The organism is Klebsiella grimontii, assembly GCF_042137965.1.
Taxonomy (GTDB): domain Bacteria; phylum Pseudomonadota; class Gammaproteobacteria; order Enterobacterales; family Enterobacteriaceae; genus Klebsiella; species Klebsiella grimontii.
This window is the reverse complement of record NZ_CP169721.1, coordinates 3310379-3330464: the sequence shown is the minus strand read 5'-3', so window position 1 is coordinate 3330464 and position 20086 is coordinate 3310379. Positions and strand designations below refer to the sequence as shown.

General features: G+C 54.4%; 21 protein-coding genes. 9 read left to right on the top strand and 12 right to left on the bottom strand.

The window, feature by feature from the left end; all coding sequences use genetic code 11:
• Nucleotides 1–5 precede the first annotated feature (5 nt).
• Nucleotides 6–521, bottom strand: a complete 516-nt coding sequence (locus tag ACE3MN_RS15705; RefSeq protein ID WP_004131586.1) for a phage major tail tube protein — start codon at nucleotides 519–521, stop codon at nucleotides 6–8.
• Nucleotides 521–1693: a phage tail sheath family protein gene (locus tag ACE3MN_RS15700; protein WP_102650240.1), complete on the bottom strand. Its 1173-nt coding sequence runs from the start codon at nucleotides 1691–1693 to the stop codon at nucleotides 521–523. Before ACE3MN_RS15700 ends, ACE3MN_RS15705 begins: the two co-directional genes overlap by 1 nt.
• A gap of 154 nt (nucleotides 1694–1847) precedes the next feature.
• Between ACE3MN_RS15700 and ACE3MN_RS15695 the strand changes: the two genes are divergently transcribed.
• The 3 genes from ACE3MN_RS15695 to ACE3MN_RS15685 all read left to right on the top strand — a co-directional run bounded on the left by ACE3MN_RS15695 (nucleotide 1848) and on the right by ACE3MN_RS15685 (nucleotide 3785).
• A complete protein-coding gene (locus ACE3MN_RS15695) occupies nucleotides 1848–2987 on the top strand; it encodes a phage late control D family protein (protein WP_102650239.1) in 1140 nt (379 codons plus the stop codon).
• A gap of 43 nt (nucleotides 2988–3030) precedes the next feature.
• Complete coding sequence (locus ACE3MN_RS15690) at nucleotides 3031–3282, top strand: ogr/Delta-like zinc finger family protein (RefSeq protein ID WP_074177363.1); 252 nt, start codon at nucleotides 3031–3033, stop codon at nucleotides 3280–3282.
• Nucleotides 3283–3545: 263 nt separating this feature from the next.
• Nucleotides 3546–3785, top strand: a complete 240-nt coding sequence (locus ACE3MN_RS15685; RefSeq protein WP_004138321.1) for a DUF333 domain-containing protein — start codon at nucleotides 3546–3548, stop codon at nucleotides 3783–3785.
• On the opposite strand, the gene ACE3MN_RS15680 is transcribed toward ACE3MN_RS15685, so the two are convergent.
• Nucleotides 3780–4124, bottom strand: coding sequence for a DUF488 domain-containing protein (locus ACE3MN_RS15680; RefSeq protein WP_004138318.1), 345 nt, complete (start codon nucleotides 4122–4124; stop codon nucleotides 3780–3782). The genes ACE3MN_RS15685 and ACE3MN_RS15680 overlap by 6 nt on opposite strands.
• Nucleotides 4111–4620, bottom strand: a complete 510-nt coding sequence (locus ACE3MN_RS15675; protein WP_004138316.1) for a DUF523 domain-containing protein — start codon at nucleotides 4618–4620, stop codon at nucleotides 4111–4113. The genes ACE3MN_RS15680 and ACE3MN_RS15675 overlap by 14 nt, the downstream gene beginning before the upstream one ends.
• Before the next feature lie 162 nt (nucleotides 4621–4782).
• On the opposite strand from ACE3MN_RS15675, the gene ACE3MN_RS15670 reads away from it, so the two are divergent.
• Nucleotides 4783–5475, top strand: coding sequence for a CTP synthase (locus tag ACE3MN_RS15670; protein ID WP_004138314.1), 693 nt, complete (start codon nucleotides 4783–4785; stop codon nucleotides 5473–5475).
• A 37-nt stretch (nucleotides 5476–5512) separates the two neighbouring features.
• Here the strand turns inward: ACE3MN_RS15670 and ACE3MN_RS15665 are convergent, their stop codons facing one another.
• Complete coding sequence (locus ACE3MN_RS15665) at nucleotides 5513–6697, bottom strand: CynX/NimT family MFS transporter (protein ID WP_024359472.1); 1185 nt, start codon at nucleotides 6695–6697, stop codon at nucleotides 5513–5515.
• Between the two features lie 100 nt (nucleotides 6698–6797).
• On the opposite strand from ACE3MN_RS15665, the gene ACE3MN_RS15660 reads away from it, so the two are divergent.
• Entirely contained in the window at nucleotides 6798–7589 is a 792-nt protein-coding gene (locus ACE3MN_RS15660; protein ID WP_375364093.1) for a helix-turn-helix transcriptional regulator, read from the top strand.
• On the opposite strand, the gene ACE3MN_RS15655 is transcribed toward ACE3MN_RS15660, so the two are convergent.
• The 3 genes from ACE3MN_RS15655 to dgcJ all read right to left on the bottom strand — a co-directional run bounded on the left by ACE3MN_RS15655 (nucleotide 7573) and on the right by dgcJ (nucleotide 10202).
• Nucleotides 7573–8019 (bottom strand): DUF441 domain-containing protein, encoded by a 447-nt coding sequence (locus ACE3MN_RS15655; protein WP_004138309.1) that lies wholly within the window; start codon nucleotides 8017–8019, stop codon nucleotides 7573–7575. The genes ACE3MN_RS15660 and ACE3MN_RS15655 overlap by 17 nt on opposite strands.
• Nucleotides 8020–8171: 152 nt before the next feature.
• Nucleotides 8172–8672 carry a YbaK/prolyl-tRNA synthetase associated domain-containing protein gene (locus ACE3MN_RS15650; protein ID WP_024359470.1) on the bottom strand — a complete coding sequence of 167 codons (501 nt, stop codon included), beginning with the start codon at nucleotides 8670–8672 and terminating at the stop codon, nucleotides 8172–8174.
• Nucleotides 8673–8699: 27 nt separating this feature from the next.
• Complete coding sequence (gene dgcJ, locus ACE3MN_RS15645) at nucleotides 8700–10202, bottom strand: diguanylate cyclase DgcJ (RefSeq protein ID WP_049131835.1); 1503 nt, start codon at nucleotides 10200–10202, stop codon at nucleotides 8700–8702.
• A gap of 361 nt (nucleotides 10203–10563) precedes the next feature.
• Here dgcJ and ACE3MN_RS15640 point away from each other — a divergent pair, with 361 nt between their 5' ends.
• Complete coding sequence (locus ACE3MN_RS15640) at nucleotides 10564–11721, top strand: glycosyltransferase family 9 protein (protein ID WP_064342480.1); 1158 nt, start codon at nucleotides 10564–10566, stop codon at nucleotides 11719–11721.
• 47 nt (nucleotides 11722–11768) lie between these two features.
• On the opposite strand, the gene ACE3MN_RS15635 is transcribed toward ACE3MN_RS15640, so the two are convergent.
• Both ACE3MN_RS15635 and yeaG read right to left on the bottom strand, forming a co-directional pair.
• Complete coding sequence (locus ACE3MN_RS15635; RefSeq protein ID WP_004138302.1) at nucleotides 11769–13052, bottom strand: YeaH/YhbH family protein; 1284 nt, start codon at nucleotides 13050–13052, stop codon at nucleotides 11769–11771.
• 130 nt (nucleotides 13053–13182) lie between these two features.
• Nucleotides 13183–15117 (bottom strand): protein kinase YeaG, encoded by a 1935-nt coding sequence (gene yeaG, locus ACE3MN_RS15630; RefSeq protein WP_004121478.1) that lies wholly within the window; start codon nucleotides 15115–15117, stop codon nucleotides 13183–13185.
• Between the two features lie 426 nt (nucleotides 15118–15543).
• Between yeaG and ACE3MN_RS15625 the strand changes: the two genes are divergently transcribed.
• On the top strand, nucleotides 15544–16290 hold the full coding sequence (locus ACE3MN_RS15625) for a MipA/OmpV family protein (protein ID WP_375364092.1): 747 nt from the start codon (nucleotides 15544–15546) through the stop codon (nucleotides 16288–16290).
• Nucleotides 16291–16382: 92 nt separating this feature from the next.
• Nucleotides 16383–17237 (top strand): aldo/keto reductase, encoded by an 855-nt coding sequence (locus tag ACE3MN_RS15620; RefSeq protein ID WP_049089991.1) that lies wholly within the window; start codon nucleotides 16383–16385, stop codon nucleotides 17235–17237.
• Between the two features lie 117 nt (nucleotides 17238–17354).
• Here ACE3MN_RS15620 and ACE3MN_RS15615 read toward each other — a convergent pair whose 3' ends face one another.
• Complete coding sequence (locus tag ACE3MN_RS15615; protein ID WP_004138297.1) at nucleotides 17355–18239, bottom strand: D-hexose-6-phosphate mutarotase; 885 nt, start codon at nucleotides 18237–18239, stop codon at nucleotides 17355–17357.
• A 74-nt stretch (nucleotides 18240–18313) separates the two neighbouring features.
• Complete coding sequence (gapA, locus tag ACE3MN_RS15610) at nucleotides 18314–19309, bottom strand: glyceraldehyde-3-phosphate dehydrogenase (protein WP_004138295.1); 996 nt, start codon at nucleotides 19307–19309, stop codon at nucleotides 18314–18316.
• 338 nt (nucleotides 19310–19647) lie between these two features.
• On the opposite strand from gapA, the gene msrB reads away from it, so the two are divergent.
• Nucleotides 19648–20061 (top strand): peptide-methionine (R)-S-oxide reductase MsrB, encoded by a 414-nt coding sequence (gene msrB, locus ACE3MN_RS15605; protein WP_004121465.1) that lies wholly within the window; start codon nucleotides 19648–19650, stop codon nucleotides 20059–20061.
• The last annotated feature ends 25 nt before the right edge of the window (nucleotides 20062–20086 follow it).

The following is a 20086-nucleotide window of genomic DNA, read 5'->3' as shown; positions in this document are numbered from 1 at the left end:
GGTTATTAATTGCCCATGCCAAGGGCGGAGGTGATGCGGTCCGGGAACATGTTCTGACCGTTCTTTTTGTAGATGAAATTCAGCAGATCGATTTCGATAATGGGCTGATCATCAATGGAGAATTTGTAGTAGGTGGATTTAAAGGTGTAGCTTTCCTCCGTGTCTTCTCCCTGTTTTGAGTCTCCACCGTCGAGTTCAGTAAATCGCCCGCGCAGCTCTACCTCGACAAGCTGGCTTTCGCCATCAGTGAAATATTCACCCGCAAAGCGCAGCCGCGTGCCGTCAATTTCTGCTCCGTATTCGAGAAACAGTGCTTTGATGACACCACCAAATACAATGGTGGAATCCAGCGCGCCAGCCTCAAGGCCGAGATCAACACCGACCGCACCCAGCATGCCACCGCCCTGATAGTCCTCTATCTTTCGTGACAGTTTGGGGCGAGTGAATGAGGTCACTTTTCCCAGATAGTTGTCGCCGTTAACAAAGCAGCTAAAAAGCCGCAGTTTGTGAGGAACAGCCATTATTCACCCCCGAGCGACGCGAACGCCGGTTCGTAAAAATCATCAGTAAAGGTCTGGTATAGCGTCAGATCTTCAAGCGGCGGGACCGGGCTGTAGCTATAGCGCACAATCAGTTTTCCCTGGCGCAAATCCGTGGTGCCGTTGTCCAGCGTGTCATACCAGCAGTCAGCGCCGATAAGCTGGCCGGCAGTGACTTTTTTGCTGAGCGCAGAGCGGATGCCGCTTACCACATCTTTCACGTTGGCCGGAGTGAGCGGGCTGTCAACAGAGGTAAATTGCGCCTCCGCGATACTGTCCGCCAGGATCTGCGCGGTACGGGTGAACACCTCGAAAGTGTAGGTTTCGGTATCCGTGGTGCGGTTGCCCCAGAAGCGGAAACCGTCACGCTTGATAAGCGTCGTGATTTCGTTGTTGTTAAGCTCGTTCGCGTCGCTGTCTTCTGCCTGTAATGCCCAGAAAACATCCTTCGAAATACCGAGAACGTTATTCACCACAACATTCGACAGCGATTTGTGCCAGCCCTGGCTGTTATCGATAGCGGCGCGCAGGCCGCAGGCGTAAGCCGGGGCGGGAAACGTTTCGTGATCATCCGTCAGGGGGTTGTAAGCGATAAAGTCAGGCCAGATCAGCATCAGCTCGCGGTAAGCGAAGGTTTTGCGATAAGCAATAGCCTCCGCCATGGTCGCGCAGCCGTTACAACCGGCATAAACAAAAGCCCGAAGATTCTGGGCAATCACGCAAAGCTGTGACGTTACCTCCTCGGTGTCGTAGTCCGGTACCGCCAGGATGCGCGGACGATAGCCGGTTTTGGCTTCCGCCGTCAGCAGGGCATACATTCCCGTATAGCTGTCGCCGTCTGTTCCGCCAATAACGGCCTGGGACTGGCTGGCGCCGTTACCGGAAGCCTCTTTCACCCGGACAATCACAACGCGCGGGCTGCACTGATCGGAAATGGCTTTGAGGGCTTTGTAAAGTGACCCGGTTTTACCTGCCTTGCCGAGGACATTACGCACCCGTGTCAGCAGAACCGGCGTATTGAGCGGGAAAGTTTCCGGATCGGCATCATCAGCAACCGCAACAATACCGATCACGCTGGAATCAATGTCATTGATTGCCTGCTGTAGGTCGGTATTTTCACGAGAGCGGACGCCGTGAAAACGAGTTTCAGACATAAGTTCACCATCATGTTGCTCTTTGAGTTCAGGGCAATATTCAACGTTAAGTCTGCTGGCGTCGCCTGGTTGCCGGTCTGCCCGTTCGCTGACAACAAAAAGGGATTCAGCCCCGCGCGCGGGCATGGAATCATCAGCAAAAAACGGGGGAGTTATGTCGATAGCAGACACGCTGACAACAGCAGCCGAAGCGTATGTAGAAAAATTAAGTGAGGTCGTAAAGACTCCGGATTTTAGTATCACGCTGGGTGGGGTTGCCCTGACTGAACTGGCCGACCGAATCACCTCGCTATCTGTTACAGATAACAACGGTTTTGATGCTGACCAGCTAACTCTGTCAGTAGATGACTCTGACGGAGTAACGGATTTACCCCCACGCGGTGCGGAGCTGGCGGTGTCCATCGGCTGGCTGGGTGAGGCGTTGATCTACAAAGGCCTCTACACCGTTGACGAGGTGGGGCATAGCGGGCCGCCGGATGTTATTGACATCACCGCACACAGCGCTGATTTTCGCGAAGAGATGAACGTCAGGCGGGAGGTGTCCTGGCATGATGTGGCGGTAGAGCGGGTGGTATCGGCCATAGCCCGGCGCTATGACCTGAAGCCCATGATTAGCGAGGCCCTGATCGACATTGAGATTGACCATGCGGATCAGACCGAAGAGAGTGACATGTCGTTTTTAACGCGCATGGCGGAGATGTTGGGGGCCATTGCCACCGTGAAAAATGGCTGTCTGCTGTTTATCCAGCCTGGGGGCGGCGTCAGTGCATCCGGCAGGGCGCTGCCATCGGCTGAGATAACCCGTGCCAGCGGAGATCGTCACAGGTTCCGCATTGCCGATCGCGATGCTTACACCGGCGTGCGGGCGTACTGGCTGGATCTTAATTTCGGCAAGAAAAAACCGGTCAAGGTCACTAAGCGCAAAACAAATACTGCCAGAAAAAAGGCTGAGGAGAAAAGCAGCAGGCCGGAGGGGGATTACATGGAAGGCGCTGAAGGTAACGTGTATGTTTTGCGTAAAACCTATCAGAACGAAACGGCGGCCAGGCGCGCAGCTGCGGCAAAATGGATACAGCTCCAGAAAGGCGCAGCACAGTTTTCGATAACCCTGGCGCGCGGCCGCGCCGATTTATATCCGGGTATGCATCTGACCATGTCGGGCTTTAAGCCTGAAATCGATACTCAGGATTGGATAATTGCCAGAGCGGAACATGTGATCGGTGATAACGGATTTACCACGAAAATGGAGCTTGAGGCGAAAATAAGCGACTGGATTGCAGAAACTGAACAGTAGCGGCCATAATAGGCGTGAGTTCAACTCCCTATGGGAGATCATCATGTTTGTTTGTCCCTACTGCGGCGCAAACGCCCGCACCCGCACCAGCCGCCGGTTAAGCGAGTTCACCATCCGGCAATATCATCAATGCCAGAACCTTGAATGCAGCGAGTCATTCACGACACTTAACACCGTAGAGCGCAGAGTAACGAAGCGCTCAACCAACGCAGATCCTTTGCCGCCAGGATTTATCCCCGGCGATGCTTTCCCGGCTTCTCATTACGGGAACAGTCAACTTAGTCTTGCAGTATAAAAATAGCCCCCTGGAAAGGGGGCTATTCTTGTCAATGTGGTCGATATGTGGACATTTTTGAAATAAATCCTTTTATTTCAATTTATTAAATCACAAAAAAAAGCCCCGTCGGGGGCGACGGGGAAAAACTCATTGATTATGGAATGATCTGTTCTCTGGTCAGTTCGAGAACAGGGGTACTCTACGACGCAAAAGTGCAGCTAAAATGGAGAAACCGTGGAGATTCGGGACCAAAGACCGTTTTCATCAATTAAGGAGCAGAAATGAAGGGGATGATACTGATGCTGCCACTGGCGCTTGCCGGATGCGCGCAGACTCAGCCGACACAGCAAGCACATCCGGTAGGGATGGCTAACCCGGCTTCGGTTTACTGTCAGCAGCTGGGCGGGAAACAGGTTCCCATTCAAAGCCCGCAGGGCGTGCGCACCGAGTGCAAGCTACCCGGTGGTGAAACGTTAGATGAATGGGAGCTCTGGCGCCGCGATCATCCGGCTAAGTCATAGCGCTTTCAGCCAGTCAGCCAGCACCTGGGCATGGTTATGCCGGGTGTTTTTCGCCGCGTAGAGCAGCGTCAGCGTCTGCCGGTGGGCCAGCGCGGCCAGGCGCTCGCCTTCATCACGATGGGCCTCAAGCTCCTGGCGATAGCGCTGGCTAAAGTGGGCGAAATCGAGCGTCTCGCCGTGAAAAGCCTTGCGTAAATCTGTCGATGGCGCCAGGGTTTTGCACCACTCAGCGTAATTGAGCGCCTCTTTTTTTATTCCTCGCGGCCACAGGCGGTCTACCAGTATACGGTAGCCGTCGCTCTCTTCCTGCGGGTCATAAACGCGTTTACATTGAATCATCGTCACTCTCCCTTTGTTTCATCCAGGCAAGCAGCTGCGGCAGTTGCTGCTCGGAAAATACCGTAATCCCGTTCTCGCGAAGCAGGGCGGCGGCAACGCCGGCTCCGGGTTTGCGCCGTCCGTTAAAGGTACCATCATAGATAAACTGACTGCCGCAGGTTGGGCTGCCGTCGGTGAGCAGCGCCGCGGTACAGCCTTCCTCCTGCGCGGCTTTTAGTGCCAGCCAGGCGGCCAGCTGATAGTGCGCGGTGACGTCCTGGCCGTCGCTTTCGACAATTTGAGCACGATTTCGCATAACGTCCGCTCCCTGTGCGTCCAGGATCTCCGCCGGTAGTCTGGGGATGGGCAACCCCGCAGCCAGCTCCGGGCAGTGGGTGACCAGCCGCCCCTCGCTCTGCCAGCGAGACAGCGCGTTAGCCAGTTGGGCTTTGTGACTGCCGTTATAGCGAACCTGAAAGCCCATCAGGCAGGCGCTAACCAGAATTTTGTCCTTCATCGTGCATCCATAGCCGTTTGTTTGCCCAATACCATAACGCCAGTTAGAGTAAATTACCCGCGTTCAAGGGCAGACAAAATAAGGATTGTGTTCTGCCGTGGAGATCGCTAACCTGAGGCTCCTTGTGTTGCCTGATAATCGCTATGACATAAGGATCCTGCTATGAACTCCCCCCTGCGTATTGCTCTGGTCGGTGATTACAACCCCGACGTCGTTGCCCATAAAGCGATTCCGCTGGCGATTGATGATGCCGCTGCCGTACTGGAGCTGCCGCTGCGCTATGACTGGCTGTCCACCAGTGAGATAAAATCCGCTGATGACCTCGCCGATTACGATGCTATCTGGGTGGTTCCCGCCAGCCCCTATAAAAATGCCGAAGGCGCCTTTATCGCCATTCGCCACGCCCGGGAAAACGGTATTCCGTTCCTTGGCACCTGCGGCGGCTTCCAGCACGCGATTATTGAATACGCGCGCAACGTTATGGGCTGGCAGGATGCCGCGCATGCCGAAACCGATACCGAAGGGCGGATGGTGATTGCGCCGTTAAGCTGCTCGCTGGTGGAAAAGTCGGACAATATTGAACTGCGCGCCCATACGCTTATCTCCCGCGCCTATGGCCGCGACAGCATTGAAGAGGGTTATCACTGCAGCTACGGGATTGCCGACGATTTTGCCCGCGAACTGGAGCAGGGCGACCTGCGGGTCACGGGCTGGGATGATGACGGCGAGATTCGGGCGGTAGAACTGGTGACCCATCCGTTCTTTGTCGCCACGTTATTCCAGCACGAGCGCAACGCGCTGGAAGGCAGACCTGCGCCGCTGGTTCACGCGTTTTTACGCGCGGCAAGTCAGTGAGCGAACGCCCGGCGGCGGTCGCCGGGCATCGCTAGCGCTAGCCGTTAATCTCCCGATCGCGCCCGGCCAGCGCGCCAAATACCGCCATCGCAATTGAGATCAACGCCACGGCGATCAGCGGGATATGCCAGTCGCCGTTGGCATCATGAATTTTCCCCATCACCGGCGGCCCGCAGGCGGCCAGCAGATAGCCCACCGTCTGCGCCATGCCGGACAGCGCGGCGGCCTGGTGCGCTGAGCTGGCCCGCAGACCGATAAAGGTCAAGCCGAGAATCATGGTCGCGCCGGACCCGAAGCCGAAGATAAGCGTCCATAGCACCGCCTGACCGGGTAAAAACCATAATCCGAGCGCGCTGACTGCGCACATCAGGGCGACCAGAACTGCGATACCGCGCTGATCTTTCAGCCGATGAAGTATTAACGGTATCGCCAGCCCCGGCGCGGCAGTTGCCAGCTGGAGCAGCCCGTGCAGGGAGCCCGCCTGCGCTTCGCTGTAGCCAATGCTTTGCAGAATGGCGGGCAGCCAGCCGATAATGACGTAGTAGACCAGCGAGTTAATCCCGAGAAACAGCGTCACCTGCCAGGCCAGCGCCGATCGCCAGATCCCGCGGTTGTGGATGGCGCCGGAGCCGGTCAGCGGCGCGGCGGCTTGCCTGCGCGACTGCGGCAGCCAGACAAACAGCGCCAGCAGCGGAAATACCATCAGCATCAACAGCGCGCCGCGCCAGCCCAGCCCGGCGAAGGCCAAGGGAACGACCATTGCCGAACCCAGCGCCGCCGCGCCCCCCATGGTGAGAGAGTAAGCGCCGGTCATTTTGGCGACGTGCTGCGGGAAGTCACGCTTAATGAGTCCTGGTAACAGAACGTTCCCCAGCGCGATGCCGCAGCCGATAATCGCGGTGCCGATAAACAGCAGCGTGACCACGGGCAGGGAGCGCAGTGCAATACCGAGGCAAATCAGGATCAGCGCCAGCAGCAGGCTGCGTTCAATGCCGAAGCGGCGGGCGACAGCCGCCGCCAGCGGCGAGACCAGGCCAAAGGCCAGCAGCGGCAGAGTGGTTAACAGACCGGTTTGCGCGGTGGTGAGGCCATATTCGCTGCGAATGGCATCAAGCAGCGGCGCGGCGCCGGTAAAAGCCACGCGTAAGGTGGTGGCGATAAGCAGAATACCGGCAATCAACACAAGATGACGGCGATCGGCAGAAGGTGAAGCAGAATTCATGGCTATCTCAAACTAGAATACGAGGCGGTTACAATAGCCTGTTTGTCCTCTGTTTAAATCAAGCTAAAATGACAGATTATCGCTAAAATCGGACATTTTTATGATCGGACTGGGCCTTGACGGCTACGACCCGGACAGCGGTCACGAAGCGGCGGCGGCTTTTCGTATTCAGGTTGTCGCGGACGAGCAGTACATTCCGCGCCATCAGCACCGCAAAGGGCAGCTTATTCTCGCGCTTCACGGGGCGCTGACCTGCGAAGTGGAGAACGCGATGTGGATGGTGCCGCCGCAGTACGTGGTGTGGGTGCCCGGACAGGTGCCGCACAGCAATCGGGCGACGCCGGAGGCGCAGGTCTGCTTTTTGTTTATTGAACCCGACGCGGCGGCGATGCCGGCTTTCTGCTGTACGTTAAAAATTTCACCGCTGGTGCGCGAGCTTATCCTCGTCATGGCCGAGCGCGGCAGGGCAGAACTCGCTAAACCGGCAATGAACCGCCTGGTGCAGGTGCTGTTCGATGAACTCCCGCAGCAGCCGCAGGAGCACCTGCAGCTGCCGGTCTCCGGGCATCCAAAAATTCGTCAGATGGTGGACACGATGGCCGTCGACCCGGCCCGCTGGCAAACGTTGGCGCAGTGGGCGGCGGAATTCGCCATGAGCGAACGCAATCTGGCGCGGCTGGTGGTGCGTGAGACGGGCTTAAGCTTTCGCCGCTGGCGACATCAGCTGCAGCTGATCCTCGCCCTGCAGATGCTGGTCCGCGGGCAGACGGTACAGCAGACGGCGCAGAGCCTGGGCTATGACTCTACCACCGCCTTTATTACCATGTTTAAAAAGGGCCTCGGGCAAACGCCGGGCCGCTATCTTGCCAGCCTGGCTACGACTTCCCAATAAACAGCGAAATGATCCCGGCGGCGATCAGCGGGCCAACCGGAACGCCGCGGAAGAGGGCGACGCCGAGGACGGTGCCGACCAGCAGTCCGGCCACCAGCTGCGGCTGCGAGCCCATCAGCGCCACGCCGCGTCCGCCAAGCCAGGAAACAAATACCCCCACGGCAATCGCCAGCAGCGACTTCCAGTTCACAAAGGAGTGCAGCAGCGTTGAGGGCGGCAGCGTACCGCTGGCAATGGGGGCCATCACGCCGATGGTGAGGATAATAATACCGATGGTCAGCCCCTGCTTTTCAATCCATGGAAAGAAAGCGTTGAGCGGGGTGACGCGGACGATAATTAAAACCAGGATTGAAATAGCAACGGTGGTGTTGTGGCTAATAAAGCCGAGCGCCGCCAGGCCCAGCAGTATTAACAGGGTGGTGTCGAGCATGTGCAGAGGTCCTTGCCAAAAAATAAAAAAAGAAAAACCCGTTTACTCTACGCATAATCGCGTAAGTAAACAGGTTTTTTATCGCAGACTCGCGATTTGAGGCATCTGCACGATCGATTGCTACCCGCGGCCTTAGCGTAGCAGGGGGGCAATCAGGCCAGGCGATGAAACGCGGTCAGTTCCGGACGGGCAATGCGCAGATAGTCGGCGGTATCAAGGATGATGGACTTATCAAGCTGCCCGGCGTTGAAGGCGATTTCCGGGAAACGCGCAAACAGCAGCGGATCGGCGACCAGCCGCAGGTCCGGATGGAAAGTGAAGGGGGGAATGGCGCCAAACGCGCAGGCGGTCAGGGCGTCCACTTCCGCCGGGCTGGCCAGCGAGGCTTTACTGCCGCCGATGTATTCGGCCAGCCGGGCTAAATCCGCCTGAAGATCGGCGGCGAGGATAGCCAGAACGTGCTGATTAACGCCATGCCCTTTCACTTTACACACCAGCGCCTTGGCTCCCTGGCCCAGCGCGGTGCCGCGAATCTTCGACACGGCTTCACATTTCCCGACGGCCTCATGTTCAACGACCCGATAGCGGGCGTGGGAGCGGTTAAGCAGCGCTAGCAGCTGCTGATGAATACTGATTCTTACAGGCGCGTTCATGTCGATTTTTTCCTTCACAATAAAACCTCAAGATTCTTCTTCTCGCCCCGGGTAAGGATACTTTTTTTGCTTTTTATTTTCGTACAGCCGGGCATCGGCGATTTTCATTACATCGGCCAGGCTATCCCCCGGCGCCATGCTGCAGGCGCCCCATGAGAAATTAACGCGCCGGTGAATGTCAATTGCCCTCAGGTGCTGGCGAATACGCTCGGGGATATTTTGCGCCTCTTGTTCCTCATAATCGATCAGGATCAGGAAGAACTCATCGCCGCCCAGACGGATGCCGTAATCGCTTTTACGGATGGCGGCGGAAATGGATTGCGCGAGCAGCACAATCGCGCGGTCGCCTTCGTCGTGCCCCCAGGTATCATTAAGGTATTTAAGCCGGTCGCAGTCCAGCGCCATAAACACGATATTCACCCCCTGCTCGGTAAGCTTTTGCATGCGGGATTCCAGCAGCGAGGAGAGAATTTTACGGTTGTAAAGACCGGTTAAAGAATCACTAATGTTCTCTTTGAAAACGTCGATATACAGACGAAAGTGCATGCGTACCAGATGCAGTAAAACGCCGGTAGATATCAGGTAAAACAGGAATAGCTTCCAGGAGCTAAGCAGAAAATAGGTCATATCCAGCGACAGCGCAATATGCAGGTTTTCCGCTACCTTTTGGCTATGGTGGGCATAGCTGAAAAAATGCGTGTTGCTGCGGTGTACGCGGATTTCAGATGTTGAGTCGGAGTCCGTTAACGTGATGTCGAGATAGCGCCAGACCAAAGGGCGGTCGGCGGTGTAAAGAAGTTTCTCAATATCATGGCGAGTGACATCCACCATCACGATGCCCTTCAGCCGATCCCGATGATAAACCGGGGTTAAAAATGACAAAATATTCTGCCCGGTTAACGCGTCAGCATAGATGCTGGAAATCAGCGTGCGGCCGCGGAGTAAACCGTTGAGGCTGTTCTGAGTGATACCCAGTTTGCTGTCGTGAAGAAAGTCCCAGTTGGCGACTGGATTGCTTTTTATCTCAATTGGTGAATAGAAATAGGCATACTTATTATCTAAATCAAGATAGTAGCGGAAACGTTTGTCTGATTTGAATGTTGCCGCATTCAGCGCTGAGTTCATATCGCTTTGGGCGATAGCGGCATCAAATGCCTGCAGCGCCGGGAGAGCGTTGATCCATGGCCCGCACGACGCCTGCGTGGTACTGAGCGTACCGTGAAGCCCGGGGAAGGTATGCCCGGCGATATTCAGGCCGAAGACTTTACCCTTGTTCTCGACGCTGGCGCAGGCCTGTTGGGCTTTTTCGGCAGTCGGATGCGTATCCAGCTTTCGCGCGACCTGGGAGATCACGAGCTGATTTTGATATTTATCGTACAGGAAGGCGGATTCGCCCTTTTCGATGATATATCGCATGTATTCTGACATATCCCGATGGCTGGCGACTAATTCATACACCAGAAACGAAGATGTCAGGACAACTACCCCCGCAGAAATGAAATAACGGAGTAATTTATTCTGTAATTTCATGATGATAATTTCGCCAGCACGATTAAGATGATTCTACCATGGGCGGCCCGGTGGCGCCACGACCGATGATAAGCATACTGGTCGTCTGTCCAGCATCATCATGCGTCATCACCGAACGGCAATGAAGATAAATAGCTGATTAAATATAAGGACGCTAAGTTATGTGGCTATCGTAAATATTCGACTAAATTCATTTTTCACTCATTTTGTTCTCAATAAAATATGCTGCAATAACCGCGCTGCGGCTATCCTGCCGTCGCTAAAAATGAAATAATGTTAATTATCAAGCGAACTTTTCTTATTTTCACCAGTCCTTAGCAGGGTAACAGGCGGTACTATTGATAGCGGTAATGAGGTTATGATGATGGAAAACGCAGCGGTGCAGGCATCCCCCCGAAAGTTTAAAAAAATAAGGGAGCTAAACAGGCGTCGTAATTATTTATTTAAGAAAATACGCAATGTCATTCGAGTCTATATCGCTAAAGCGTTCTGGGATAGTCGTGTGCGCCGCGAAGCTGATTTAACCTCTGTTAAAACGGTGTTGCTAATGCGTAATGAAGGGGCGATCGGCGACGTGGTAGTAGATTCAGCGCTGGTTAAATGCCTCCATAAGGCAGGTATGACCGTTGATTTTCTGTTAACGAAATCAAACAGCCAGGTCATGCGTGATAATCCACATATTCGCCATATTTATGAAGCTGAGAATGTCGACTCGGCGGCTTATCTGCGTAAGTTTACCCATAACGTTCCTCGCTCCGTTATTAATGAGCTTGCGAATAATAAGTACGATATTGTAATTGACCCGTCGCTGTTTGATATTCCGGTTCACCGCATGCTGCTTTTACGGCAGATAAAACCCAGGTCGGTACTGGGATTTAATAAATGGCCCTCCATCAATCACTATACCCGGTCTTTTGATTTTGACTGTGAAAACTGGCACGTCAGCAAGACATTTTCGATCATCGCTGATTATCTGCAGCTGGATAAGAAATATCTGCACTCTTATGACCTGCATATCCCGCAGGATGTTAATCATCAGGTTCGTGAATATCTGGCGGCGCTGAACGGGCGTAACGTGGTGATTAATATTTTTGCCGGGCATCAGGACCGTAGTATGTCGCAGACGCAGCTGGCTGCGCTTATCGCCAGGCTGTGTCAGGATTATCCCGATGTCAACATCATCCTGCTCGATCACCGCGATGAAATCCGCATTCCCCTGGCGGAAAAGGTCTGCGTGAATCCGTTTAAAACGCTGCATCACTGCATGGCGCTTATTGCCCAGGCCGATTTAGTTATCTCACCGGATACTTCGGTGGTCCATATGGCGGCGGCGTGGAAAAAACCGCTTATCGCGGTCTACAAAGATGTGCGGATGAATAATCGACTCTGGGCGCCGGGATACGACAAGGCGCGGCAGATCATCGTTAAGTGCGGCAAGGTGCACCAGCTGGAGAGCTTGCCCGACCTGATTATGTCGGAGATTGATCCCGGTACTTTGCAACAGGGGCGGGCCGGGTAAGGCGGGATAAAAAACAGCCAGCGTCTGTGCTGGCTGTCGGGAAAAGTTTAACCGTCCGCTTTTGAGGTCTGCTTGTGAAACAGTTCGCGAAATACCGGATAAATATCTTCCGGGTCGCGAATATGCTGCATAGCAAAGTTTTCGAAGGTCGACTGCAGGTGTTCATACTCCCGCCACAGCGTCTGGTGCGCCCGACGGGTTATCTCAATATAGCTATAGTAGCGCACCACGGGCAGGATCTTCTTCGCCAGCAGTTCATGACACAGCGGTGAGTCGTCCGCCCAGTTATCCCCATCCGAGGCCTGCGCGGCGTAGATATTCCACTGCGCCGGGTCGTAGCGCTCTTTGACCACTTCATCCATCAGCTTCAGGGCGCTGGAGACAATCGTGCCGCCGGTTTCCTGCGAATAAAAGAATTCGTGTTCGTCGACCTCTTTAGCCTGCGTATGGTGGCGGATATAAACGACATCGACGTTTTTATAGGTCCGGCTGAGGAACAGATACAGCAGGATGTAAAAGCGTTTTGCCATGTCCTTGGTCGCCTGGTCCATGGAGCCCGAGACGTCCATCAGGCAGAACATGACTGCCTGGCTTGACGGTTCTGGCCGTTTTTCGTAGTTCTTGTAACGTAGATCGAAAGTATCAATAAACGGGACGCGGTCGATTTTCGCCCGCAGTTCGGCTATCTCTTTGCGCAGCCGCTCCTCTTCCAGCAGCTGTGCCGGTTCGCTTTTGCTAATGGTATCAAGGTCTTCTTCCAGCGCGTGCAGTTCCCGGCGTTTACCGGCGGTCATCGCCGTGCGCCGCGCCAGCGAGTTTTGCAACGAGCGAACGACGCTGATATTGGCGGGAACGCCGTTAGCGGTATAGCCCGCGCGATGGGTTTTATACTCCGTCAGCTGACGCTGCTGGTTTTTCTTCAAATTTGGCAGGGCGAGATCCTCGAACAATAGATCGAGATATTCATCTTTCGAAATCTGAAAGACAAACTCGTCCTGGCCTTCGCCGTCGGCGCTGGCTTGCCCCTGACCGCTGCCTCCACCGCCACCGCCGCCCTGAGGGCGTTCGATACGGTCATTTTGTACAAAGTGATCGTTACCGGGGTGTACGCGATTGCGCAGGCCGCCGCGTCCCTGATGAAACATCGGTTCGTTAATATCGTCCGTTGGGATGGAGACGGACTCTCCGCTCTGAATATCGGTCACCGAGCGCTTGTTGATGGCCTCGGAGATCGACTGCTTTATCTGCGCTTTATAGCGGCGCAGAAAGCGCTGCCGGTTGACGGCGCTTTTATTTTTCCCGTTCAGGCGTCGGTCTATGAACCAGGTCATATGCCCTCCTGTACTGCATTTGCCAACTATGCCCCGGCCATTCAGGCGCGGAAAACAGCCCATCGCTGAATGTTATTGGGTCTTCGCAGTTATTATTAACCCGACAGCGGTGAGCTGCCGGGCCGGTCTATCAGGATGATTTACGTACCCGCAGATACCATTCGCACAGCAGACGAACCTGCTTACGGGTATAGCCTTTCTCCATCATGCGGTCGACAAAGTCATCGTGTTTTTTCTGCTCATCGGTTGACGTTTTGGTGTTGAAGGAAATCACCGGCAACAGCTCTTCGGTATTGGAGAACATTTTCTTCTCGATAACCGTGCGCAGTTTCTCGTAGCTGGTCCAGTTTGGATTACGCCCGCTGTTGTGCGCTCTGGCGCGCAGCACGAAGTTGACTATCTCGTTGCGGAAGTCTTTCGGGTTACTGATCCCGGCGGGCTTCTCGATTTTTTCCAGCTCAGCGTTCAGCGACTCGCGGTCAAACAGCTGGCCGGTATCCGGGTCGCGGTATTCCTGATCCTGAATCCAGAAGTCGGCGTAGGTGACATAACGGTCAAAAATGTTCTGCCCGTACTCAGAGTAGGATTCAAGGTAGGCGGTCTGGATCTCTTTGCCGATAAACTCGGCGTATTTCGGGATCAGATAGCCTTTGAGGAACTCAAGATAACGCTCTGACTGCTCCTGCGGGAACTGCTCGCGCTCGATCTGCTGCTCGAGGACGTAGAACAGATGCACCGGGTTGGCGGCGACTTCGGCATGGTCAAAGTTAAATACCCGCGACAGGATTTTGAACGCGAAGCGGGTAGACAGGCCGTTCATCCCTTCATCAACGCCGGCATAATCGCGATACTCCTGATAGGATTTCGCTTTCGGGTCGGTGTCTTTCAGGCTTTCGCCGTCATAGACGCGCATTTTTGAGTAAATGCTCGAGTTTTCCGGCTCTTTCAGCCGCGACAGAATCGAGAAGCGCGACAGCGTTTCCAGCGTGCCCGGCGCGCACGGCGCATGGGTCAGTTCGCTGTTATTAAGCAGTTTTTCATAGATGCGGATCTCTTCCGAGATACGCAGGCAATAAGGCACCTTGACGATATACACGCGGTCGAGGAAGGCCTCATTGTTTTTGTTATTCCGGAAGGTCACCCATTCCGATTCGTTGGAGTGGGCGAGGATGATCCCGTTGAACGGCAGGGCGGAGATCCCTTCGGTACCGTTATAGTTGCCTTCCTGCGTGGCGGTCAGCAGCGGGTGCAGCACCTTGATAGGCGCTTTAAACATCTCGACGAATTCCATCAGCCCCTGGTTGGCGCGGCACAGGGCGCCGGAGTAGCCGTAGGCATCCGGGTCATTCTGCGCGTAGTGCTCCAGTTTACGAATATCCACTTTACCGACCAGCGCGGAGATGTCCTGGTTGTTCTCGTCGCCGGGCTCGGTTTTGGCGATGGCGATCTGCGCCAGAATTGATGGCCACACTTTCACCACGCGGAACTTAGTGATGTCGCCGCCGAATTCATGCAGACGCTTGGCCGCCCACGGCGACATAATCGTCCCCAGATAGCGGTTTGGAATGCCGTACTCTTTTTCGAGGATTTGCGCATCCTCCTGCGGGTTGAACAGACACAGCGGATGGTCGTTGACCGGGCTGCGCTCTCCGTTTGCGCTGAGCACATAGATAGGGACGCGCTGCATTAAGGACTTCAGGCGTTCGGCAAGCGATGATTTACCGCCGCCCACGGGCCCCAGCAGATACAGAATCTGTTTCTTCTCTTCCAGCCCTTGAGCGGCGTGCTTCAGGTAAGAAACAATTTGCTCAATGGCATCTTCCATCCCGTAAAACTCTTCAAAGGCCGGATAGCGTGCGACAACCCGGTTTGAAAAGAGACGGGATAGCCTGGGTTCGAGGGCCGTATCGACCATGACCGGCTCACCGATGGCCATCAGCAATCTTTCTGCTGCGTTAGCATAAGCACTGCGATCTTGCCGACAGATGGTAAGAAACTCCTGCAGTGTGAACTCTTCGTCCTTGGCAGCTTCATAGCGCTGGCGATAGTGATCGAATATATTCATGGCATGCCGTCCTTTCGTTTTTAGCACAGGTTGAGAGCCGTTCATATGAATAGTGGGAGCCCCCGGAAGAGGTAAGCTGCATAGCGCTCTCTGATACTCCAGCAACCCTTATGCCAGGTTGGCGAAATATCGGGATAACGTGCCCCGCATTTACTTCTTCTAAATTTAAGCGTAGATGCATTTGGAAAACTTGCATGGCGTAGAAAATCAATTTCAATGACATATCAATAACTCATCCGAAAAACGGTCTCTTTTTTGCACCTCTTGTCCTGCGGCGTCATGGCGCTGTCATTCAGGTGTCAGCTTGTGGTCATCTGACGATGAGAAAATGATGAGTTCAGTGTAATGACTGGTAAAGAATTTGAGGCATGACGTATACAACGTTAAACTGCCTGCGCTGATTATTTGACAACAGGAATATGGATCGTGACTAAAATCAAACTTCTGGCACTTGGTGTGTTGATTGCGAGTTCAGCATCCGCCGTACACGCTGAAGGGAAGTTCACTTTAGGGGCGGGTGTGGGTGTGGTCGAACATCCCTACAAGCAATATGATGCTGATGTTTACCCGGTGCCCGTTATTAATTATGAGAGCGATAACTTCTGGTTTCGCGGCTTGGGTGGTGGTTACTACCTGTGGAATGATACCAACGATAAGCTCTCTGTGACCGCGTACTGGTCGCCGATGTACTTTAAGCCTGGCGACAGCGATGGCCAGCAGATGCGTCGCCTGGATAAACGTAAGTCCACGGTGATGGCGGGGCTCTCCTACGAACACTATACGCAGTACGGCTTCCTGCGCACCGCGCTGTCAGGGGACACCCTGGATAACAGCAACGGTATCGTATGGGATCTGGCCTGGCTGTATCGCTATACCAACGGCAACCTGACGCTTACGCCGGGTATTGGCGTGGAGTGGAACAGCGACAACCAGAACGAGTACTACTATGGTGTTTCGAAACATGAGTCGAATCGCAGCGGCATGCGCAGCTACGATCCGGACAGCAGCTGGAACCCGTACCTCGAGCTGTCGGCAAACTATCGTTTCCTCGGCGACTGGAGCGTATACGGCGTTGCGCGCTATACCCGTCTGTCCGATGAAATCACCGATAGCCCGATGGTGGACAAATCCTGGAGCGGCCTGATTTCTACCGGGGTCACTTACTCCTTCTGATAGTGCTTTATTACAGGGCATTTTGTGCATCAAAACAGGGCGTCTCGCCCTGTTTTGCATTATGGTGGTGCAATCATTTGCAGGAGGTAGCGATGGTAGAAAGGACCATTCGTTTTGGCGAGCATCCGGCGGTTCCCGTTATCGGGCAGGGGACCTGGTATATGGGTGAAAACCCGGCGCTGCGCGCGCAGGAGGCGGCTGCACTGCGCGCGGGCATCGATCTTGGCCTGACGGTTATCGATACGGCGGAAATGTATGCTGACGGCGGCGCTGAAGAGGTCGTCGGCGAGGCGATTCGCGGGCAACGCGATCGGGTGGTGCTGGTGTCTAAAGTCTATCCATGGAATGCCGGTGGACGCAAAATAGCCCGCGCATGCGAGGCCAGCCTGCGCCGCCTCAATACCGACTATCTGGATCTTTATCTGCTGCACTGGCGCGGAGATTATTCTCTACAGGAGACGGTTGCCGGCATGGAAGCGCTGGTTGCGCAGGGTAAAATTCGCCGCTGGGGCGTGTCGAATCTCGATGAGGATGATATGCAACAGCTCTGGCAGGTGGAGGGCGGCGAACGGTGCGCGACCAATCAGGTGCTCTATCATCTGGCTTCCCGCGGCATTGAGTATGACCTGCTGCCGTGGTGCCAGCAGCGGCGGCTGCCGGTAATGGCCTATTGTCCGCTGGCTCAGGCCGGTCGCCTGCGCAATGGACTTTTAAATCATACCGTTGTGAAAAATATTGCGCAGGAGCGGGGCGTGACCGCGGCGCAGATTCTGCTGGCGTGGGTGATTAGCCGCCGGGAGGTACTGGCGATCCCGAAAGCGTCGAGCATTGAGCATGTCGCGCAGAATGCCGCGGCGCTGGATATTGTGCTGAACGATGAGGAGCTTGCGCTTCTCGATAAAGCTTACCCGGCGCCGGCCAGAAAAACGCCGCTGGATATGGTGTAAAGCAAAGCCCAACTCTGCGATCGGCAAAATACGCGTACAATCAGTCGAGTAGGCCGGGCAAGGCGTAAGCCGCCGCCCGGCAGAACGATGTTAACCCGCGCGCCATCCTGCTTTGCGTTAGCGTTTCACCACGCGGAGGGTTTGCGCCAGGCGCGAAGGTTTCTCTTCGCTGGCCTTCTGGGTTTCGGTCACGCAGCAGGTTTCTACGCAGACGAAGGTTTTGTAGCCATCATCCGGCATGTCGCCCATGCTGACGGAAAGCGCCGGACCCGGGTTCCAGGCCACCACGTTGCTGTTGTGATGATGCGTAACGTCGATATTGCGGTTCAGCGCATCGTCGTGAATCACGCTGCAGGTTTCGGCATTCAGATACACGCGGTCGGTACGATCGGGAAAGGTCTCTGTGCCATTGCTCAAAACGCCTTCTTCCGCGTTTTTCACTTTATCAATATAACGCTCCCCCAGACCGCTGACCTTCACAGCCGCAATGTCGCCGACGTTGAAATAGGTGTGCAGGGCGGAAGTGGTTTCAAATTCGCCGTGCGCTTCCAGCTCAATTTCGCAGGTTTTGCCCAGCTTGAAACGCGCCAGCAGGGTGAACTCGTGCGGCCAGTACTGGCGGGTAGCCTCGCTGCTTTTCAGTTCAAAGGTCAGCACCGCGCCTTTGTCATCTTCATCGTGCCCTTTCAGAGCCCAGGGCAGATTGCGGGCGAAGCCGTGGGAGGGCAGACCCGGCTGCGCAGAAGGGCCGAACCACGGCCAGCAAATCGGCACGCCGCCGCGCAGGGCAACGCCGTTTTTAAACGGCGTATTGCCGCTGAGCCACAGGACTTCTTCTTCGCCCGCGGGCTTCCAGGAGAGCAGGTGAGCGCCCTGCAAAGCCACGGAGGCTTTCACCTGCGGATGGTCAACGACGATCAGCTCGAGGTCATCAAGCTGGCGGCGGGAAAGGACAGGGGTAAGTTGTTCGATAACCGGGAGGGCAAAAATTTTATTAATCATTACGCAATCCTTTATCTTCAGACAAAAAAAAGAGCGACCGAAGTCGCTCTTACAGATTACTGTCTCATCTCAACTTATTTGGAGATGTGAGCAATCAGGTCCAGAACCTTGTTGGAGTAACCAGTTTCGTTATCGTACCAGGAAACCAGTTTCACAAAGTTGTCGTTCAGAGCGATACCCGCTTTGGCGTCGAATACGGAAGTGCAGATTTCACCGTTGAAATCGGTGGATACAACGTCGTCTTCGGTGTAGCCCAGAACGCCTTTCATTGCGCCTTCAGAAGCAGCTTTGATTGCTTTCTTAATTTCTTCATAAGAAGCAGCTTTTTCCAGACGAACGGTCAGGTCAACAACGGATACGTTCGGAGTCGGAACGCGGAACGCCATACCGGTCAGTTTGCCATTCAGTTCTGGCAGGACTTTACCTACAGCTTTAGCAGCGCCGGTAGAGGACGGGATGATGTTCTGAGCTGCGCCGCGGCCGCCGCGCCAGTCTTTGTGAGACGGGCCATCAACGGTTTTCTGAGTTGCGGTGGTTGCGTGAACGGTAGTCATCAGACCTTCGATGATGCCGAAGTTGTCGTTGATAACTTTTGCCAGCGGAGCCAGGCAGTTGGTGGTGCAGGATGCGTTGGAAACGATGTCCTGGCCTTCGTATTTGTCAAAGTTAGCGCCTTTAACAAACATCGGGGTGTTGTCTTTGGACGGGCCAGTCAGTACGACTTTTTTCGCGCCAGCGGTGATGTGTTTACGAGCGGTTTCGTCGGTCAGGAAGATACCGGTTGCTTCAGCAACAACGTCAACACCCACTTCGTCCCACTTCAGGTTAGCCGGGTCACGCTCAGCGGTAACACGGATTTTTTTACCGTTAACGATCAGATGACCGTCTTTCACTTCAACGGTACCGTTGAAACGGCCGTGAGTGGAGTCATACTTCAGCATGTAAGCCATGTAGTCAGCGTCTAACAGGTCGTTGATTGCAACGATCTCGATGTCAGAACGTTCCTGAGCAGCACGGAAAACAATGCGACCGATACGGCCAAAACCGTTGATACCTACTTTGATAGTCATATATTCCACCAGCTATTTGTTAGTGAATAAAAGGTTGCCTGTAAAATTACAAAAACCTTACGCAGCGTCAAGCGGAATCGTGTCAATCATTGCGACAAATCAATCCAGAGCATGCCTTTGCGCGGTCGATTTATCCCACTTTCCCTTTGAGCCCAATTCCATATGGGGGCTGCGCCCGGAATTTTAAAGGTCATTGAAGATAAAAATGTGATATTCATCACAATTGTGTGGCTGCCTTTTGGCGTCGCCTAAGTTTAGAACAAAAGTGCACGCTTCATTGTTAATATTTTGTTAGAATTGACGTGAAAAGTTGTCCTTTCACAGCGAGAAGCAAGTCAATGTCGAATAAACCCTCTTCGGACGAGCTCAAAAAAAATTTGAGCGAGATGCAGTTTTACGTGACGCAGAATCACGGTACTGAGCCGCCGTTCACCGGGCGGTTGCTGCACAACAAACGCGATGGCGTCTACCACTGCCTGGTGTGCGATGCCGCGCTGTTTCACTCGCAAACCAAGTATGATTCCGGCTGCGGCTGGCCGAGCTTTTATGAGCCCGTCAGCGATGACGCAATTCGCTACCTTAATGATTACTCCCACGGTATGCAGCGCACGGAAATTCGCTGCGGAAACTGCGATGCTCACCTTGGGCACGTATTCCCGGATGGCCCTCAGCCCACCGGAGAACGTTTTTGCGTTAATTCGGCCTCGTTAAGCTTCACCAATGACGAAAACGGTGAGCAAATTAAGGGTTGAAAAAACGATTCAGCAAATTATTCCA

Excerpts from the sequence above, each read along its gene's own strand:
- ACE3MN_RS15670 (WP_004138314.1), top strand. The coding sequence starts at position 4,783 with ATGAACTCCCCCCTGCGTATTGCTCTGGTCGGTGATTACAACCCCGAC.
- ACE3MN_RS15640 (WP_064342480.1), top strand. The coding sequence starts at position 10,564 with ATGATGGAAAACGCAGCGGTGCAGGCATCCCCCCGAAAGTTTAAAAAA.
- gapA (WP_004138295.1), bottom strand. The coding sequence starts at position 19,309 with ATGACTATCAAAGTAGGTATCAACGGTTTTGGCCGTATCGGTCGCATT.
- ACE3MN_RS15660 (WP_375364093.1), top strand. The coding sequence starts at position 6,798 with ATGATCGGACTGGGCCTTGACGGCTACGACCCGGACAGCGGTCACGAA.
- ACE3MN_RS15665 (WP_024359472.1), bottom strand. The coding sequence starts at position 6,697 with ATGAATTCTGCTTCACCTTCTGCCGATCGCCGTCATCTTGTGTTGATT.
- ACE3MN_RS15615 (WP_004138297.1), bottom strand. The coding sequence starts at position 18,239 with ATGATTAATAAAATTTTTGCCCTCCCGGTTATCGAACAACTTACCCCT.
- msrB (WP_004121465.1), top strand. The coding sequence starts at position 19,648 with ATGTCGAATAAACCCTCTTCGGACGAGCTCAAAAAAAATTTGAGCGAG.
- ACE3MN_RS15635 (WP_004138302.1), bottom strand. The coding sequence starts at position 13,052 with ATGACCTGGTTCATAGACCGACGCCTGAACGGGAAAAATAAAAGCGCC.
- ACE3MN_RS15675 (WP_004138316.1), bottom strand. The coding sequence starts at position 4,620 with ATGAAGGACAAAATTCTGGTTAGCGCCTGCCTGATGGGCTTTCAGGTT.
- ACE3MN_RS15620 (WP_049089991.1), top strand. The coding sequence starts at position 16,383 with ATGGTAGAAAGGACCATTCGTTTTGGCGAGCATCCGGCGGTTCCCGTT.
- ACE3MN_RS15700 (WP_102650240.1), bottom strand. The coding sequence starts at position 1,693 with ATGTCTGAAACTCGTTTTCACGGCGTCCGCTCTCGTGAAAATACCGAC.
- ACE3MN_RS15705 (WP_004131586.1), bottom strand. The coding sequence starts at position 521 with ATGGCTGTTCCTCACAAACTGCGGCTTTTTAGCTGCTTTGTTAACGGC.
- ACE3MN_RS15680 (WP_004138318.1), bottom strand. The coding sequence starts at position 4,124 with ATGATTCAATGTAAACGCGTTTATGACCCGCAGGAAGAGAGCGACGGC.
- ACE3MN_RS15690 (WP_074177363.1), top strand. The coding sequence starts at position 3,031 with ATGTTTGTTTGTCCCTACTGCGGCGCAAACGCCCGCACCCGCACCAGC.
- ACE3MN_RS15650 (WP_024359470.1), bottom strand. The coding sequence starts at position 8,672 with ATGAACGCGCCTGTAAGAATCAGTATTCATCAGCAGCTGCTAGCGCTG.
- ACE3MN_RS15685 (WP_004138321.1), top strand. The coding sequence starts at position 3,546 with ATGAAGGGGATGATACTGATGCTGCCACTGGCGCTTGCCGGATGCGCG.
- ACE3MN_RS15695 (WP_102650239.1), top strand. The coding sequence starts at position 1,848 with ATGTCGATAGCAGACACGCTGACAACAGCAGCCGAAGCGTATGTAGAA.
- dgcJ (WP_049131835.1), bottom strand. The coding sequence starts at position 10,202 with ATGAAATTACAGAATAAATTACTCCGTTATTTCATTTCTGCGGGGGTA.
- ACE3MN_RS15655 (WP_004138309.1), bottom strand. The coding sequence starts at position 8,019 with ATGCTCGACACCACCCTGTTAATACTGCTGGGCCTGGCGGCGCTCGGC.
- yeaG (WP_004121478.1), bottom strand. The coding sequence starts at position 15,117 with ATGAATATATTCGATCACTATCGCCAGCGCTATGAAGCTGCCAAGGAC.